Annotated in this window: 15 protein-coding genes; 12 read left to right on the top strand and 3 right to left on the bottom strand. The window is 72.4% G+C overall.

Features of this window, described 5'->3' with window-relative positions; translation table 11 throughout:
- The first annotated feature begins 44 nt into the window (after nt 1-44).
- The 5 genes from ABT127_RS01355 to ABT127_RS01335 all read left to right on the top strand — a co-directional run bounded on the left by ABT127_RS01355 (nt 45) and on the right by ABT127_RS01335 (nt 5,498).
- Complete coding sequence (locus tag ABT127_RS01355) at nt 45-284, top strand: hypothetical protein (protein WP_351443795.1); 240 nt, start codon at nt 45-47, stop codon at nt 282-284.
- 35 nt (nt 285-319) lie between these two features.
- Nucleotides 320-1,678, top strand: coding sequence for an NYN domain-containing protein (locus ABT127_RS01350; RefSeq protein WP_351443793.1), 1,359 nt, complete (start codon nt 320-322; stop codon nt 1,676-1,678).
- Between the two features lie 286 nt (nt 1,679-1,964).
- Nucleotides 1,965-2,990 (top strand): C40 family peptidase, encoded by a 1,026-nt coding sequence (locus ABT127_RS01345; protein WP_351443792.1) that lies wholly within the window; start codon nt 1,965-1,967, stop codon nt 2,988-2,990.
- Nucleotides 2,991-3,219: 229 nt separating this feature from the next.
- Entirely contained in the window at nt 3,220-4,254 is a 1,035-nt protein-coding gene (locus ABT127_RS01340) for a C40 family peptidase (protein WP_351443791.1), read from the top strand.
- Between the two features lie 35 nt (nt 4,255-4,289).
- Nucleotides 4,290-5,498 carry a gluzincin family metallopeptidase gene (locus tag ABT127_RS01335; RefSeq protein ID WP_351443790.1) on the top strand — a complete coding sequence of 403 codons (1,209 nt, stop codon included), beginning with the start codon at nt 4,290-4,292 and terminating at the stop codon, nt 5,496-5,498.
- Between the two features lie 4 nt (nt 5,499-5,502).
- Here the strand turns inward: ABT127_RS01335 and ABT127_RS01330 are convergent, their stop codons facing one another.
- Nucleotides 5,503-6,030, bottom strand: a complete 528-nt coding sequence (locus tag ABT127_RS01330; RefSeq protein ID WP_351444048.1) for a PadR family transcriptional regulator — start codon at nt 6,028-6,030, stop codon at nt 5,503-5,505.
- Between the two features lie 109 nt (nt 6,031-6,139).
- Here ABT127_RS01330 and ABT127_RS01325 point away from each other — a divergent pair, with 109 nt between their 5' ends.
- Entirely contained in the window at nt 6,140-7,471 is a 1,332-nt protein-coding gene (locus ABT127_RS01325) for an MATE family efflux transporter (protein ID WP_351443789.1), read from the top strand.
- Here ABT127_RS01325 and ABT127_RS01320 read toward each other — a convergent pair.
- Nucleotides 7,435-8,676, bottom strand: coding sequence for a glycosyltransferase 87 family protein (locus ABT127_RS01320; RefSeq protein ID WP_351443788.1), 1,242 nt, complete (start codon nt 8,674-8,676; stop codon nt 7,435-7,437). The two genes, ABT127_RS01325 and ABT127_RS01320, sit on opposite strands and share 37 nt — an antisense overlap.
- 92 nt (nt 8,677-8,768) lie before the next feature.
- Between ABT127_RS01320 and ABT127_RS01315 the strand changes: the two genes are divergently transcribed.
- The gene (locus tag ABT127_RS01315; protein WP_351443787.1) at nt 8,769-9,920 is read left to right on the top strand and encodes a glycosyltransferase family 4 protein; all 1,152 of its coding nucleotides are present in this window, start codon (nt 8,769-8,771) and stop codon (nt 9,918-9,920) included.
- A gap of 99 nt (nt 9,921-10,019) precedes the next feature.
- Here the strand turns inward: ABT127_RS01315 and ABT127_RS01310 are convergent, their stop codons facing one another.
- Complete coding sequence (locus ABT127_RS01310; protein WP_351443786.1) at nt 10,020-11,816, bottom strand: AMP-dependent synthetase/ligase; 1,797 nt, start codon at nt 11,814-11,816, stop codon at nt 10,020-10,022.
- Nucleotides 11,817-12,116: 300 nt separating this feature from the next.
- On the opposite strand from ABT127_RS01310, the gene ABT127_RS01305 reads away from it, so the two are divergent.
- The 5 genes from ABT127_RS01305 to ABT127_RS01285 all read left to right on the top strand — a co-directional run bounded on the left by ABT127_RS01305 (nt 12,117) and on the right by ABT127_RS01285 (nt 16,143).
- On the top strand, nt 12,117-12,878 hold the full coding sequence (locus tag ABT127_RS01305) for a metallophosphoesterase family protein (protein ID WP_351443785.1): 762 nt from the start codon (nt 12,117-12,119) through the stop codon (nt 12,876-12,878).
- Between the two features lie 104 nt (nt 12,879-12,982).
- A complete protein-coding gene (locus ABT127_RS01300) occupies nt 12,983-13,426 on the top strand; it encodes an SRPBCC family protein (RefSeq protein ID WP_351443784.1) in 444 nt (147 codons plus the stop codon).
- Between the two features lie 42 nt (nt 13,427-13,468).
- Nucleotides 13,469-14,587: an ArsA family ATPase gene (locus ABT127_RS01295; RefSeq protein WP_351443783.1), complete on the top strand. Its 1,119-nt coding sequence runs from the start codon at nt 13,469-13,471 to the stop codon at nt 14,585-14,587.
- A 78-nt stretch (nt 14,588-14,665) separates the two neighbouring features.
- Nucleotides 14,666-15,136 carry a DUF5304 domain-containing protein gene (locus ABT127_RS01290; RefSeq protein ID WP_351443782.1) on the top strand — a complete coding sequence of 157 codons (471 nt, stop codon included), beginning with the start codon at nt 14,666-14,668 and terminating at the stop codon, nt 15,134-15,136.
- A 53-nt stretch (nt 15,137-15,189) separates the two neighbouring features.
- Nucleotides 15,190-16,143: an ROK family glucokinase gene (locus ABT127_RS01285; protein WP_351443781.1), complete on the top strand. Its 954-nt coding sequence runs from the start codon at nt 15,190-15,192 to the stop codon at nt 16,141-16,143.
- Nucleotides 16,144-16,200: the final 57 nt, after the last annotated feature.

Genomic DNA, 16,200 nt, shown 5'->3' with positions numbered 1-16,200 from the left:
ACCACGCACCACGCCGTGCACGCGCGAGGAAGAGATGCTCTGAGATGACGGTTCCCCTGCCGACCGCCACCACCCGCTGGCGCTGCACGCTGTGCGGCAACCTGACGCGGTTCGACGTGACGCGCTCCTCGAAGGTCGTCGAGTACGTCCATCTCGACCTGGCCGGTGAGCCGAAGGTCGAGGAACGCGAGGTGGTCAGTGAGACCATCGAGTCGGTCCGCTGTCGCTGGTGCAACGCGGTGGACCAGGTGGAGATCGTCGACAGGCCGGGCACCGACTCCTGAAGGAGCCGGTGCACTCAAGACAGTTGGGGTGACGGATGGTGCAGAGCACGGGCGGGGAGGCCAAAGACCCTGAGCAGGCCGCCGCCGAGGTGCTCGACCGGCCGCTGCCCGAAGGCGTACGGCGTCGGGTCGTGCAGATCGTCTCCGACGGCTTCGGCGGGCTGACCGTCGGCGAACTCCCTGCGCAATTGCGGCAGTATGCCCGTTTCACCCCCACGCGGCGGGCCAAGTTCGCCGGCAACGCCATGGCCGCCGCGGTGGAGGGCGACACGATCTTCCGGCAGCGGATCGCCGAGCGGTTCCGTGAGGCGCAGCCCGAGCTGGCGGGCGCCCTGGAGTCCGGGTCGCCGCCGCCCGCCGCCGACCCGCTCGACGTCGCCGCCGCCGCGTACGTGCTGCGGCCCACCGGCTGGGTGAAGCTCGTGGCCGCCGCCGGCGAGGAGGCGCAGCGCGCCGACGCCGAGCGCGCCGACGAGGAGACCCGCGCCGAGCTGGAGCGGCTGCGCGCCGAGCTGGCCGAGGCGCAGACCCAGACCAGGGCCGAGACGGAACGGTTGCGCGCCGAGCTGGACGCGTCCCGGCGCGAGATCGACGCCGTGCACCGCAAGCTGCGCTCCGCGCAGAGCGACGTCAAGCGCGGTGAGGCCGCGGTGCGCAAGGCGCGCGGTGAGATCGACGCGGCACGGGCCGAGGCGCAGGCGCAGGTGTCGGCCGCGGAGAGCGAGACGCGGCGGCTGAAGGGCCGGCTGGGCGAGGTCGAGGCGGCCCTGGAGGCCTCCCGGCGCGCGGCCCGCGAAGGGCGCAGCGTCGAGGACATGCGCGTACGGCTGCTCCTGGACACCGTGCTCGACGCGGCCCAGGGGCTGCGCCGGGAGCTGGCGCTGCCGCCCGTGTCGGCACGGCCCGCCGACTCCGTGGACGCCGTGGAGCCGGGGAAGATGACCCCCAAGGACATCGCGGCGCGCGCGCTGCACGAGCACGACCCGGCCATCCTCGACCAGTTGCTGGCGCTGCCGCAGGCCCATCTCGTGGTCGACGGCTACAACGTCACCAAGACCGGCTATCCGACGATGCCGCTGGAGAAGCAGCGGCTGCGGCTGCTCGGCTCGCTCTCGCAGCTGGCCGCGCAGACCGGCGCCGAGGTGACCTGTGTCTTCGACGGGGCGGAGCTGGCCGCGCCGGTGCTGCTCGCGCCGCCGCGCGGGGTCCGGGTGCTGTTCTCCAAGGCGGGTGTCACCGCCGACGAGTTGATCCGGCAGCTGGTGCGCGCCGAGCCGCCCGGCCGGCCGGTGATCGTCGTCTCGACGGACCGCGAGGTCGCCGACGGGGTGGCGAAGGCCGGTGCGCGTCCGGTTGCGTCCGTCATGCTGCTGAAGCGCCTCTCCCGGGGCTGATGTCCGCATTCGGCGGAACTGCAACTTCCGTTCCGCTTGCCCGAATTGGCGAAACCTTCACGCAACGTAGCGTCAAAGCGACATCACTGCATGTGAGTTGAGTGCAAAGAATGCAGTGGGTGACCGAGATTTTTCCCGACAGGATTTGAACTGATCACAAGAAGGTCACTAGGGTCGAGCCTCGAACCTCCGCTCGGTTGATCACTCACATGAGGTGAGTGACGGTGGAGGGGCACCGCCCATCGGGTGTTCTTTGGGCGGCTGGAGGAAGAAGGAGCTCGCCTTCGTGGCGTCCCACCGTCGACCCAAGCAGCCGAGCCGCACCCGCGTGACCGTGCTCACCGCGACCGCCGCCGCTGCCGTGGCCCTTACGTCGCAGGCGGCCAGTGCCGCCCCCAAGCCCGACAAGAGCGAGGTCAAGGCCAAGGTCGACAAGCTCTACGAAGAGGCGGGTAAGGCCACCGACCTCTACAACGGGGCCAAGGAGAAGCAGAAGAAGCTGGAGAAGGAGATCGACCAGCTTCAGGACAAGGTCGCCCGCGAGCAGGACGAGCTCAACGAACTGCGCACCGGCATCGGCACGATGGCCAGCGAGCAGTACCGCTCCGGCGGCATCGACTCATCGGTCCAGCTCTTCCTCTCCGCCGACCCGGACGACTACCTCGACAAGGCGTCCACCCTCGACGCGCTCTCCGCCCAGCAGCTGGAGTCGCTGAAGAAGGTCCAGGCGAAGCAGCGCACCCTCGCCCAGGAGCGCGCCGAGGCCAGCGAGAAGCTCAAGGACCTCGCCGACACCCGCACCGAGCTCGGCAAGAAGAAGAAGGAAGTCCAGGGCAAGCTGAGCGAGGCGCAGAAGCTGCTCAACTCCCTGACCGCCGCCGAGCGCCAGCAGATGGCCGACGCCGAGACGCGCGCCAGCCGCTCCTCCGCCAGCCGCGTGGACCTCGGCAACGAGGCGGCCGCCTCCAAGTACGGCGCCGCCGCCCTGAGCGCCGCCGCCACCCAGCTCGGCAAGCCGTACGTCTCCGGCGGCACCGGCCCGAACTCCTACGACTGCTCGGGCCTGACCCAGTTCGCGTACAACCAGGCCGGCGTCGGCATCACCCGGACCACGTACACGCAGCAGAACGACGGCACCAAGATAGGCATGAGCCAGCTCAAGCCCGGTGACCTCGTGTTCTTCAACAACCTCGCGCACGTCGGCCTGTACGCCGGCAACGGCCAGGTGCTGCACGCCCCGCACCCGGGTGCCGTCGTCCGCTACGAGTCGATGAGCACCATCGGTTCGTTCCAGTTCGGCGTCCGCATCTGATCCTCGTACCAACGGCCTGAGGAGATCGGAAAACGCGCCCGTTCGGGCGAATCCCGACACCTTTCGCTGACCCCGCGCCCCGCCCATGACCTGCGTCAGAGGCGGGGCGCCGGTGTGTGCGCCCCGTGAAGGGTCTTTGGTGAGGGGGTGGTTGCGCGGCTACTGTCGGCCCGCACTTCCCCCGAGCTGAAGCCTGGGGGACCGTCAGCGGAAGGGAGAGCTGCCGCCCGTGGGGTCCCATCGCCGTACAGCGCACTCTCGGCAGTCAGGGTTCGACCTCGGTACGCGCGTCACCGTGCTGACCGTGGCCGCGGCGGGGGCCGTCGCCGCGCTCGGTGCCGCTCCCGCGGGCGCCGCGCCGCAGGACCGGCCCGCCGACACGAAGGCGGAGGTGGACCGCCTCTACGAGCAGGCGGAGCAGGCCACCGAGTCCTTCAACAAGGCGGACGAGCGCGCCGACCGGCTCCGCAAGGAACTCGCCAGGACCCAGGACGAGGTGGCCCGCGGGCAGGACCGGATCAACGCGATGCGGCAGGCGCTCGGGATGGTGGCCGGTGCCCAGTACCGCTCCGGCGGCATGGACCCCTCGCTCGTCCTGATGCTCTCCTCCGACCCGGAGGGCTATCTCGACCGGGCCGGCACGATGGACCGGATCAGCGCCCGCCAGGCCGACGACCTGGCGGAACTGCAGGGGGCCCAGCGACAGTTGGCGCAGCAGCGGGCCGAGGCCCGGCAGCAGCTCTCCGAGCTGGAGCAGAGCCGCAAGGCCGTCGCCCGGCACAAGCACACCGTCGAGAAGAAGCTGGCCAAGGCGCGGCGGCTGCTCAACTCCATGACGGGCCCCGACCGGGCCGCGTTCGATCGGGCCTCGCGCGGCGGCGCCCGCCCCGATCTGGCGGGCGCGGGCCCGGCCTCCTCGGCACGCGCCGCCGCGGCCCTCGCCGCCGCGCAGTCCGCGCTCGGCAAGCCCTACGTCTGGGGCGCCAGCGGGCCCTCCGGCTTCGACTGCTCGGGCCTGACCCAGTGGTCGTACGCGCAGGCGGGCGTCGGCCTGCCGCGCACCTCGCAGGAGCAGCGGTACGCGGGGCAGCAGGTGTCCCTGTCGCAGGCCCGCCCCGGCGATCTGGTCACCTACCGGGACGACGCCAGCCACGTCGGCATCTACGCGGGCAACGGGCAGGTGATCCACGCGCCCTACCCGGGCGCCGCGGTCCGCTACGACCCGGTCGGCATGATGCCCGTCTCATCCGTGACCCGGCCGTAGGCGCCCCGGGTCCGGTCCGCCGTACGATCGGCAAGATGGCTGGTCGTCGGCGTGCGATGAGCAGGGCGGGCTCCTTCGTGGCGCTCGGCGCCCTGCTCGCCGCCGTGTCCGCGTGCGGCGGTGGGGACGGGGCGCCGTCGGACGCCCGCTCGACCGCCGTGCAGCACGTCCTCGACCGCCGGGCCGCCGCCGTCGTCGCCGGGGACACGACGGCGTACCGGGCCACCGGCGACGCCGACCCCACGCTCCTGTCCGACCTCGCGGAGGTTCCGCTCGACGGCTGGAGCTACCGGCTCACCCGGCTCGGCCGCACCGAGCACGCCCGCGCCACCGCCACGGCCGAGCTGCGCTACCGCGTCGAGGGCTACGACAAGGCCCCCGTCGTCACCGAGCGCACGCTCACGCTCCGCCTGCGGACCGGGCACTGGTACGTCACCGACGACCGGCCCGCGAAGAAGTCGGCCGACCAGCTGTGGGACCAGGGCCGGGTGACGGCGGTGAAGGGCGAGCACAGCCTGGTCCTCGGCGTGGGCCAGCGCCGCTCCGCGCTGCGGTCCTACGCCGACGACGCCGATGACGCGGTGCCCGCCGTGGACAGCGCGTGGGGCACCGACTGGGCGCGGCGCGTGATCGTCGTCGTCCCCAAGTCGCTGGACGGCATGGGCGAGTTGCTGGGCGCGCCGGCCTCCGGCTACCAGGGCATCGCGGCCGTCACGACGGGGGAGGCGGGCGGCTCGCGCACCGCGCCCGCGGACCGGGTGATCATCAACCCCGAGGCGTACAGCGTGCTCGGGTACTTCGGCAAGCAGGTCGTGCTCACCCACGAGACGACGCACGTGGCGACGCGGGCGCACACCTCGGCGGCGACCCCGCTGTGGCTGTCGGAGGGGTACGCGGACTGGGCGGGGTACCGCGGCAGCGGCCGCACTCCGGCCCAGGCCGCGCCCGAGCTGCAGCGTGCGGTGCGCGGCGGTTCGGCGCCCGGCTCCCTCCCGGACGACGCCGACTTCGGCTTCAGCGGCGACTCCGCCGACCTCGCGCAGGCCTACGAGTCCGGCTGGCTGGCCTGCCGGATGATCGCCGACGACTGGGGCGAGGGGAAGCTCAACGCCTTCTACAAGGCGGTCGGCGGACACCAGCAGCGGGCCGGGGCCGTCGACGGCGCCCTGCAGAGCGTGCTCGGCATCGACGAGCGGGAGTTCGAGGCGCGCTGGCGGGCCTACGTGCGCGATCAGCTGGGCTGAGCCGTCACCCGTCGAGTGCGGTGAGGGCTTCGCGCAGCCAGGCCCGCTCGGCCCGGCCCGTCGCGCGCGCCACCTCCAGCATGCCGCGCCGGAACAGGTCGTCGGGCTCCTCCGCGCGCACCGGCCGGCCCTCCGTGTCGTAGAAGAAGCTCGTGGGGGTCTCCAGGAACTCCAGGCGGCGGCGCAGGACCGCGGCCTGCTCGGCGGGGTCGGGCAGATGGCGCAGGAACGCCAGGAGCGTGTTGAAGCGGGTGTGGTCGCTGATCTCGGTGTCCCTCGGCCGGCGGAGGCGGTCGAGGAGGTGCGCGCGGCCCGCGCCGGTGAGCGTGAGCACGCGCCGCCGGGCCGCCCGCGTGCCCGGTGCCGTGTGCTCGTCGAGCAGGCCCGCCGCCACGAGCCGGGTGATCGCCGGGTAGAGCGCGCCGTCGCTGACCGGGCGGACATGGCCGCTGAGCGCCGTGATGCGCTCCTTCAACTCATAGCCGTGCAGCGGCCGTTCACAGAGGAAGCCGAGAATCGGCAGCTCCAGCACGCGGCCTCCGTCGGGGTTTGTGAATGGCTCGGCGCTCATGCTACCTCTTTTCGAGGTAATAGGTACCTCGAATCGAGGCATTGGGGCTGGGATGGGAACCGGGGCGGGAATGACGGAAGCCGAACACCGCAGGAGGCTCATCGGGCTGGCACGGCCCGTCTACTTCTCCCTGCTCGCCTCCGTGGCGGCAGGGATCATCAACACCGTGTGGGTCGCCCGGCTCGGCGGCGACGCCGTCGCGGCCGTCGCCGTCGCCACGAACGTGGAGAACGTGCTGCTGGGCGTGGCCCTCGTCTTCGGTTCCGGCACGACGGTGCTGGTCGCGCACGCCCGGGGCGCCGAGGACCCGGGCGCGGTGCGGGCCGCGGTGCGCGGCGGGGCCGGGCTGTGCGCGCTCCTCGTCCCGGCCGTCGTGGCCGGTGGCTGGCTGTTCCGGTCGGACCTGGCGCGGCTCGTGCTGGGCGGCGGGGACGAGCAGGGCGCGCTGCGGCTCGCCACGTCGTACTTTGCGGTCTCCCTGCCCGGCATGGCCGTCTTCTTCGCGCAGCAGCTCGTCGACGGGATCCTCAAGGGCGCGGGCGACACCCGCACCCCGATGCGGCTCGCCCTGCTCGCGAACGGCCTGATCCTCGTCCTGGACCCGCTGCTCATCCACGCGTACGGGGTCGTGGGCGCCGCCGTCTCCACGGTGGCGGCCCGGCTGGTCGCGCTGGCCGTGGGGGTGGTGGTGATGCGGCGCGACGCGGTGCTCTGCGTGGCGCGCACCGTGGCCGCCGGGGAGCGGGCGGCGGCCTCCGTGCGGCGCACCCTGCGCACCGGCCTGCCCATGTCCGCCGACTTCACCGTGCGACAGGCGGGCGCACTCGCGCTGATCGCGGTCGTGGCGCGGCTCGGGGTGACGTCGGTGGCCGCGTACGCCGTCGCCTACAAGATCCTCTACATCGCGACGATGGCCGCCTACGCGGTGCGTCAGGCCGCCTCCATCCACACCGCCCACCGCCGGGGCGCGGGCCACGACGAGCGCGGCGCCGTCGGGCGGCAGGCGGTCCTGGTCGCGGGGACGGCGGGGCTCACCGCGGCCGGGCTCTTCCTCGTGCTCGCGCCGTGGCTGCCGCGGGCGTTCGGGGCGCCGGACGCGGTCACCGCGGAGGCCGCCCTGTTCCTGCGCTGCGTGGGCCCGTACCTGGTGCTGATGGCCGGCTTCATCGCGCTGGGCGGCGTCTTCGAGGGCAGCGGGGGAGCGGGCCGGGTGCTGCGGGTGACCGTGCTCGGGACCGCCCTGCAACTCCCGTGCGCCTTCTGGCTGTCAGAGCTGTGGGGACTGCCCGGGGTGTGCGCCGCGCTCGGGGCCGCCATGGCCGTGCAGTGCGCGGCCCTGCTGTTCCTGGCCCGGCGGGCCGCCGCTCAGGAGCCGATCACCGAGTTCTCGCGGGCGGCCTGAGCGGGGAGCTGCCGCCGCTCGGCGCGGCGCGGTTCGGTCACCGTCGCCCGCCACAGGCGGCGGCAGGCCGACAGGGACGCCACGACCAGCAGGCCGTTGCGGACGAGCAGCAGGGTCAGCCCGAGCGCGTCGCTCGCGACCACGTGCGAGAACCAGATCGGGAACTCCAGGAAGGTGACGAACGTGGCCGCGAGCACCAGCCACACCGGCAGCGTCATCCGGCTCTCGCGGAACAGCAGACAGACCGCCGCGAGCCCGACGAGCCACAGCATGTACTGCGGACTGATGACCCGGCTGGTGGTCGTGAACAGCAGCACCGCCGTGAGCGCCGCGTCGGCGAGCGTGGCCGGTCCCCAGGCGCGCGCCCTGAGCCGCCACAGCAGCAGCCAGCCGAAGGCGAGCGCGGTCAGCACCTGGGCGAGCATGCTCACCAGGTCCACGTACGGGCCGAGGAACTCCACCGAGCCGTAGTTCAGCTGCACCGTCCCCGACCAGCCGAACTGCCGCGCCACGTGGAAGACGAGCGAGCCCAGCGACTCGACCTCGGTGCCCCGGTCCCGCTGGAAGGTCAGGAAGGCCATGGCGCCCGGCATCGCGACGACGAAGGCCAGGACGAGCCCGCCCACCGTCAGTGCGGCGGCGCCCCACGACTCCCGAGTGGCCCGGCCGCGCCGGGTGCCGAGCAGGATCAGCACCGGCCACACCTTCAGCAGCGCGCCGATCGCGGCCAGCACCCCCGCGGCCTTCGGATGCCGGGCGGCGGCGAGCACCGCGGCGACCGCGACGGCGGTGACCATCACGTCGTAGCGCGCGTAGACGGTCTGTCCGAGCAGCGGCAGACCGGCGACCCACACCCACACCCCGCGCCGCGACGCCTCCTGCCGGCCGGACATGTGGAGCAGCATCAGGAAGACGACCGCGTCCGCGAGGAAGGCGAGCAGGAAGAACGCGGAGGCGTATTCGAGGAACGGCAGCAGGGCCGGCGAGAGGATCGCGACCGCGGCGGCGGGCGGGTACTGCCACGTCACGTCGTCCAGAGGGAACGTTCCGGTACGCAGGATGTCGAACCAGCCGTGGTAGATCACCGAGACGTCGCTGGTCACGTCCGGTCCGGGAACGACGATGACCTTGAAGACGCAGAGCAGGAGCAGGGTCCTGGTCAGGGCCCAGGTGAACAGGAGTGCGGTGGGATTTCGCGTCTTCATTCGACTCATCATGCCGGGGAGAACTGTGCCCTGGCCACGGAACCCGGCGGCGTGGCGCGATCCGACGGCCCGGTTCGGTACTGTCTGCGGCGATGCACCAGACACACAAGACGCTGCTCGTGACGAACGACTTCCCGCCCCGCCCCGGCGGTATCCAGGCGTTCCTGCACAACATGGCGCTGCGGCTCGATCCCGAACGGCTCGTCGTGTATGCCTCGACGTGGAAGCACGGCCGGGAGGGCGCGGAGGCGACCGCGGCGTTCGACGCCGAGCAGCCGTTCATCGTCGTGCGCGACCGTACGACGATGCTGCTGCCGACGCCGCGGGTGACCCGGCGCGCGGTGGGCCTGCTGAAGGAGCACGGCTGTACATCGGTCTGGTTCGGGGCGGCCGCACCGCTCGGGCTGATGGGTTCCGCGCTGCGCAAGGCGGGCGCGCGGCGGCTCGTCGCGACGACGCACGGGCACGAGGCGGGGTGGGCGCAGCTGCCCGCCTCCCGTCAACTGCTGCGCAGGATCGGTGAGTCGACGGACTGCATCACGTACCTGGGCGAGTACACGCGCTCCCGGATCGCCGCCGCACTCACGCCCGAGGCCGCGGCGCGGATGGTTCAACTGCCGCCCGGCGTCGACGAGAAGACCTTCCATCCCGCGTCGGGCGGGGACGCGGTCCGGGCCCGGCTCGGGCTCGCCGACCGGCCCGTCGTGGTCTGCGTCTCGCGGCTCGTGCCGCGTAAGGGGCAGGACACGCTGATCCTGGCCATGCCGCGGATTCTGGCGGCCGTGCCGGACGCGGTGCTGCTGATCGTGGGGGGCGGGCCGTACGAGAAGGAGCTGCGGCGGCTCGTCGCGGAGACCGGGGTCGCCGACTCCGTGCGGTTCACCGGGTCGGTGCCGTGGGAGGAGCTTCCGGCGCACTACGGCGCCGGTGACGTGTTCGCCATGCCGTGCCGGACGCGGCGCGGGGGCCTGGACGTCGAAGGGCTCGGCATCGTCTATCTGGAGGCCTCCGCCACCGGGCTGCCCGTGGTCGCCGGGGATTCGGGCGGGGCGCCGGACGCCGTGCTCGACGGCGAGACGGGCTGGGTGGTCCGGGGCGGCTCCCCCGAGGAGGCGGCGGACCGGGTGGTGCCGCTGTTGCTCGATGCCGAGTTGCGGGCCCGGATGGGGGAGCGGGGGCGCGCCTGGGTGGAGGAGAAGTGGCGCTGGGATCTGCTTGCCGAGCGCCTGAAGGAGCTGCTGTAACGGGGATTCGTCGTCGGCTGACGGCCGGTGGCCGCTTCTCGCGCAGTTCCCCGCGCCCCCGAGGGCGAGCTTCGCTCGCTTCAGGGGCGCGCGGAACGGTCAGCCCCGGTAGATGGCCTCGATCTCGTCCGCGTAGTCCTTCGCCACAACGTTTCGCTTGAGCTTCAGCGAGGGCGTCAGGTACCCCGAATCCTCGGTGAACTGGGTGCCGAGGATGCGGAACTTGCGCACCGACTCCGCCTTAGACACCGCCGCGTTCCCGTCGTCGACCGCAGACTGGATCGCGGCCAGCAGATCGGCGTCCTCGCGCAGCGACGCCACCGTCGCACCGTCCGGCTTGCCGTGGTCGGCGGCCCACTTGCCGAGGAACTCCTCGTCGATCGTGACCAGCGCGCCGACGAACGGCCGCCCGTCCCCGACGACCATGCACTCGGCGACCAGCGCGTGCGCGCGGATGCGGTCCTCGATGACGGCGGGGGCGACGTTCTTGCCGCCGGCCGTCACGATGATCTCCTTCTTGCGGCCCGTGATCCGCAGGTACCCGTCCTCGTCGAGGGTGCCGATGTCACCGGTGTGGAACCAGCCGTCGGCCAGCGCCTCCTCCGTCGCACCCTCGTTGTTCCAGTACCCGGTGAACAGGTGCTCGCCGTGCAGCAGCACCTCGCCGTCGTCGGCGATGCGGACCACCGAGCCCGGCAGCGGCTGGCCGACCGTGCCGATCTTCTGCCGGTCCCACGGGTTGAAGGCGGTGGCCGCGCAGGACTCGGTGAGGCCGTAGCCCTCCAGGACCGTGAAGCCGATGCCGCGGAAGAAGTGGCCGAGCCGCTCACCGAGCGGGGCGCCGCCCGAGATCGCGTACTCGCCGCGCCCGCCGAGCACGGCCCGCAGCTTGCTGTAGACCAGCTTGTCGAACGTCTTGTACTTCAGCTTGAGGGCCAGCGACGGGCCCTTCTGGGTGTCGAGCGCGCGGCTGTACTCGATCGCCGTGTCCGCGGCCTTGTCGAAGATCTTGCCCTTGCCGTCGGCCTGCGCCTTGGCCCGCGCCGAGTTGTAGACCTTCTCGAAGACGCGCGGGACGCCCAGGATCAGCGTGGGGCGGAACGCGGCGAGTTCGTCCGTGAGGTTCTTGATGTCCGGGGCGTGGCCCAGCTTGATCGGGGCCATCAGCGAGGCCACCTGGACCAGCCGGCCGAAGACGTGCGCCACCGGGAGGAAGAGGAGGACCGAACACTCGCCGGTGCGGAACAGCGGCTTCAGGCGCTCGACCACGTTGCCGCACTCCGCGAAGAAGCTGCGGTGGGTCAGCACACAGCCCTTGGGGCGGCCGGTGGTGCCCGAGGTGTAGACGATGGTCGCCGGGTCGTCGGCCTTGGCGACGGCGCTGCGCTCGTCGACCGTCGTGTCCGGCACCTCGGCGCCGGACCGGTTCAGCTCCTCGACCCCGCCCGCGTCGATCTGCCAGACGTGCGCGAGCTGCGGCAGCGCGCCGCGCACGGAGTCCACGGCCGCGGAGTGCGCGTCCGACTCGACGACGATGCCGACGGCCCCGGAGTCGCCGAGGATCCACTGGATCTGCTCCGGCGAGCTGGTCTCGTAGACCGGGACGGTGACCGCGCCCGCGCTCCAGATCGCGAAGTCGAGCAGCGTCCACTCGTAGCGCGTACGGGACATCAGGCCGACGCGGTCGCCCGCCTGCACACCGGAGGCGATCAGACCCTTGGCCGCGGCGCGGACCTCGGCGAGGAAGGCGGTCGCGGTGACGTCCTGCCAGGTGCCGTCGATCTTGCGGCCGATGACGGCGACGTCCGGATGCTGCGCGGCGTTTCTGCGGACGATGTCGGTCAGATTGCCGTCGGCAGGGACCTCGTACAAAGCCGGAAGGCTGAACTCGCGCAAGACTGCTGCTCCTCATAGGGCGCCGGCGCCACGACTCTGTGTGCTGCGTCGGTGCGGTCCAAGATCGGGCAGGTGCTCAGTCCCTGAACTGGTCGATCCGGTTGAACTGAGCACGACTGGACTGCCCGGACGTTACCCACCAGTACTGCTTTTTCGGTAGGGGGTCCAGGCCAGATGTTCGCTGCGTCACACGTCACGGCGGTGCTCAGCGCACAGTAGTCCAGGAGTTTCCCGACTCGGAAGTAACCGCAGGTCCGGCGGGCTCTACCCACCTTAGGCCGGTCGTCCTAGGGTGATCGCATGCGCGTTCATGTAGTCAGCGATGTGCACGGAAACTCCACCGACCTCGCACGGGCCGGCGACGGGGCGGACGCGCTCGTCTGCCTCGGTGACCTGGTGCTCTTCCTCGACTACGCGGATCACTCGCGCGGCATTTTCCCGGACTTGTTCGGAAAGGAGAACGCCTCGCGTCTCGTGGAGCTGCGCACCGCCCGCCGTTTCGACGAGGCACGGGAGTTCGGAGCGCGCCTGTGGGCGGGCGTCGACCGTAGGCCCGCCATCGAAAAAGCAGTGCGCAAGCAGTACGCGGAGCTGTTCGCGGTCTTCCCCACCCCGACGTACGCCACGTACGGCAACGTCGACGTCCCTCACCTGTGGAGCGAGTACGCGGGACCGGGCACGACCGTGCTCGACGGACAGCGGGTCGAGATCGGCGGCCGGGTCTTCGGCTTCGTCGGCGGCGGCCTGCGCACCCCGATGCGGACCCCGTACGAGATCGACGACGAGGAGTACGCCGCCAAGATCGAGGCCCTCGGCGAGGTCGACGTGCTGTGCACCCACATCCCGCCCGAGGTGCCCGACCTCGTGTACGACACCGTCGCGCGGCGGTTCGAGCGCGGCAGCCGGGCGCTGCTCGACGCCATCCGCAGGACCCGCCCCCGCTACGCCCTGTTCGGCCACGTCCATCAGCCGCTGGTCCGGCGGATGCGGATCGGCGCCACCGAATGCGTCAACGTCGGCCATTTCGCGGGTTCCGGCAGGCCCTGGGCCCTGGAGTGGTGACGGCGCGGCCACTCGCGCGCGATAGCCTGCTCGCGACGCGCATGGGCGCAGGCACCCCAGCGCGGCGCACCCACCCCTGACCGGTATCCGGAGGAGCCACGGCGATGGCGGAACACACCAGTTCGAGCATCACGATCGAGGCGGCACCGGCCGACGTCATGGAGGTGATCGCCGACTTCGCCCGCTACCCGGACTGGACGGGCGAGGTGAAGGAGGCCGAGGTCCTCAGCTCCGACGACGCCGGCCGCGCCGAGCAGGTCCGGCTCGTCATGGACGCCGGCGCCATCAAGGACGACCAGGTCCTCAAGTACACCTGGGCCGGTCCGGACGAGGTGTCGTGGTCCCTCGTGAAGTCGCAGATGCTGCGCTCCCTCGACGGGTCCTACGTCCTCCGGCCCGCCGGCACCGGCACCGAGGTCACCTACTCCCTGACCGTCGACGTGAAGATCCCGCTGCTCGGGATGATCAAGCGCAAGGCCGAGAAGGTCATCACGGACCGCGCGCTGGCCGGGCTGAAGAAGTGGGTGGAGTCGGGCGCCGCCAAGTAGCGCCCGACAGGTCCCCGGCGGCCGTCGGTACCCTGCACTCTCATGCGCACCCTCTTCGTCACCGGCCCCGGCGGTTCCGGCACGACGGCCGTCGCCTCCGCCACCGCCCTCCGGGCCGCCCGGGACGGCGCGCGCGTCCGATTGATCGGTGGAGACACCAGGGGCACCGGGGGCGCCGAGGACGACCTCCCCGGCGTCACCGTCACCCGGCTCACCCCGGCCGACGACTTCCGTGCCGACCTGCTCGCGCTCCAGGAGCGGGCCGCCACCGGCCTCGACCTCCTCGGCGCCTCCCGGCTCGACGGCGACGAACTCACCCCGCTGCCCGGCGCCGGGGAACTGGCCCTGCTGCGCGCCCTGCGGGACAGCGCCGACGGACCCCACGACCTGGTCGTCGTCGACCTCCCGGCCGCCCCGCGCGCCGTCTCCCTGCTCGCCCTGCCCGAGCAGCTGCGCCGCTATCTGCGCCGGCTGCTGCCCGCCGAACGGCAGGCCGCCCGCGCCCTGCGGCCCGTCCTCGGCCGGCTGGCCGGGGTGCCGATGCCCGCGGAATGGCTGTACGAGGCCGCCACCCGCTGGGACGGGGAACTCGCCGCCGCGCAGGCCGTGATCGACGCCGACGACACCTCCGTACGCCTCGTCGCCGAGCCCACCGAGGCCGCCGCCGAGATCCTGCGCACCACCGTCGCCGGACTCGCGCTGCACGGACTGCGCCTCGACGCGGTGCTCGCCAACCGCCTCCTGCCCGACGGCTCCACCGACCCCTGGCTCGCCGACGCCGCGGCCCGGCAGCGCAAGGTGATCGCCGGGTGGCAGCACGAGACGTACGCCATCGCGCACCTGGGGCGGGACGCGCGCGCCGCCGACCTCGACGTGCCGCCGCCCGCGGCGCCCGTGCCCCCGGTGACCTGGCCCGTCGAGGACCGGCTCGCGGACGACGGCGTGCTGGTCTGGCGGATCCCGCTGCCCGGCGCCGTGCGCGAGGAGCTGAGCCTGGTGCGCCGGGGCGACGAGCTGGTCATCGGGGCGGGCCCCTTCCGCCGCATCGTCCCGCTGCCCTCCGCCCCGCGCCGCTGCACCGTCGCCGGCGCCGGCCTGGTCGACGGGGAACTGTGCGTACGGTTCGCACCCGACCCGGATCTGTGGCCGCAAGCACGGTGAACGCCCTGCACCCGTTCGGGTAACGTCGAAGATGCAACCGGTTCAGGAAACCCTCAGCTCTTCGCAGGAGTCAGCGCCATGAGCGACGCCACCGAGAAGCCCGTAGACGCCGACGCGTGGGAGAAGGCGTGCGCCGAGGACCTCGCGGAGGAGAAGGCCCGCCGCCGCGCCGAGCACGGGGCGCCGCCCGGCTCCGCCGCCGAGGAGCTGAAGAAGCTCGTCGACGCGGTCGCCGACAAGCTGTCCGAGTTCTCGGGGATCTCCGCGGGACAGGCCCCCTTCCTCGGCTCCGTCGCGCAGGGCACCGCCGAGCAGGCTGCCAGGCAGGTGGTCCGGCAGGTCCGCAATGTCGTCGAGCCCGTCATCGAGCGCAACGCCGACGTCTTCGACCACCTCGCCGCCGCCGGTTCCGAGCTGCTCGCCGCCTACCGCTCCGCGGTCGAGGGCCAGGAAGGGCGCTGGACCAGGGCGTCTCAGGAGCCCCGGCCGCCCGAGCCCCGCAAGCCCGAGGACGAAGGCCCCGGCGGGGAGCACATCGACCTGGACTGAACGCCGCTCAGGTACGGTGGGCCATAGCGGGGCTCGACCGAACTGAGGGATTCATGGGACTCACCATCGGCGTCGATATCGGCGGCACGAAGATCGCGGCCGGCGTGGTCGACGAGGAGGGGAACATCCTCTCCACGTTCAAGGTGCCGACGCCTTCCACGCCTGACGGGATCGTGGACGCGATCGCCTCGGCCGTGGAAGGTGCCAGGGCCGGACACGAGATCGTCGGCGTCGGCATCGGTGCCGCCGGATACGTCAACCGGCAGCGCTCCACCGTGTACTTCGCGCCGAACATCGACTGGCGCCAGGAGCCGCTCAAGGAGAAGGTCGAGGGACGCGTCGGCCTGCCCGTCGTCGTGGAGAACGACGCGAACGCGGCGGCCTGGGGCGAGTACAAGTTCGGCGCCGGCAAGGGCCACCGCAACGTCATCTGCATCACGCTCGGCACCGGCCTCGGCGGCGGCATCATCATCGGCAACAAGCTGCGCCGCGGCCACTTCGGCGTGGCCGCCGAGTTCGGCCACATCCGCATGGTGCCGGACGGCCTGCTGTGCGGCTGCGGCTCGCAGGGCTGCTGGGAGCAGTACGCCTCCGGCCGTGCCCTGGTGCGCTACGCCCGCCAGCGGGCCAACGCGACGCCGGAGAGCGCCGAGTACCTGCTGTCGCTCGGCGACGGCACCCCCGAGGGCATCGAGGGCAAGCACATCTCCATGGCCGCCCGGCAGGGCGACCTGGTGGCCGTCGACTCCTACCGCGAGCTGGCCCGCTGGGCCGGCGCGGGCCTGGCCGACCTGGCCTCGCTCTTCGACCCGTCGGCGTTCATCGTCGGCGGCGGCCTGTCGGACGAGGGCGAACTGGTCCTCGACCCGATCCGCAAGTCGTACAAGCGCTGGCTGGTCGGCGGCAACTGGCGGCCGGTGGCCGACGTGATCGCGGCCCAGCTCGGCAACAAGGCGGGCATGGTCGGCGCCGCCGACCTGGCGCGGGAGCCCGACCCCGTCATGTGACATCCGTACGGCCCGGTGCCCGTCGTTCCCCCCGGGGGCGGCGGGCACCGGCGTATC

The sequence above is a fragment of the Streptomyces sp. NPDC001904 genome (assembly GCF_040297005.1).
GTDB lineage: Bacteria > Actinomycetota > Actinomycetes > Streptomycetales > Streptomycetaceae > Streptomyces.
The sequence above is the reverse complement of the archived record's forward strand: the minus strand, read 5'-3'. Positions and strand labels throughout refer to the sequence as shown.

What these genes read in the sequence shown, in the direction of transcription:
- ABT127_RS01355 (WP_351443795.1), top strand. Translation starts at nt 45, where the DNA reads ATGACGGTTCCCCTGCCGACCGCCACCACCCGCTGGCGCTGCACGCTG.
- ABT127_RS01350 (WP_351443793.1), top strand. Translation starts at nt 320, where the DNA reads ATGGTGCAGAGCACGGGCGGGGAGGCCAAAGACCCTGAGCAGGCCGCC.
- ABT127_RS01335 (WP_351443790.1), top strand. Translation starts at nt 4,290, where the DNA reads ATGGCTGGTCGTCGGCGTGCGATGAGCAGGGCGGGCTCCTTCGTGGCG.
- ABT127_RS01325 (WP_351443789.1), top strand. Translation starts at nt 6,140, where the DNA reads ATGACGGAAGCCGAACACCGCAGGAGGCTCATCGGGCTGGCACGGCCC.
- ABT127_RS01320 (WP_351443788.1), bottom strand. Translation starts at nt 8,676, where the DNA reads ATGAAGACGCGAAATCCCACCGCACTCCTGTTCACCTGGGCCCTGACC.
- ABT127_RS01315 (WP_351443787.1), top strand. Translation starts at nt 8,769, where the DNA reads ATGCACCAGACACACAAGACGCTGCTCGTGACGAACGACTTCCCGCCC.
- ABT127_RS01305 (WP_351443785.1), top strand. Translation starts at nt 12,117, where the DNA reads ATGCGCGTTCATGTAGTCAGCGATGTGCACGGAAACTCCACCGACCTC.
- ABT127_RS01300 (WP_351443784.1), top strand. Translation starts at nt 12,983, where the DNA reads ATGGCGGAACACACCAGTTCGAGCATCACGATCGAGGCGGCACCGGCC.
- ABT127_RS01295 (WP_351443783.1), top strand. Translation starts at nt 13,469, where the DNA reads ATGCGCACCCTCTTCGTCACCGGCCCCGGCGGTTCCGGCACGACGGCC.
- ABT127_RS01290 (WP_351443782.1), top strand. Translation starts at nt 14,666, where the DNA reads ATGAGCGACGCCACCGAGAAGCCCGTAGACGCCGACGCGTGGGAGAAG.
- ABT127_RS01285 (WP_351443781.1), top strand. Translation starts at nt 15,190, where the DNA reads ATGGGACTCACCATCGGCGTCGATATCGGCGGCACGAAGATCGCGGCC.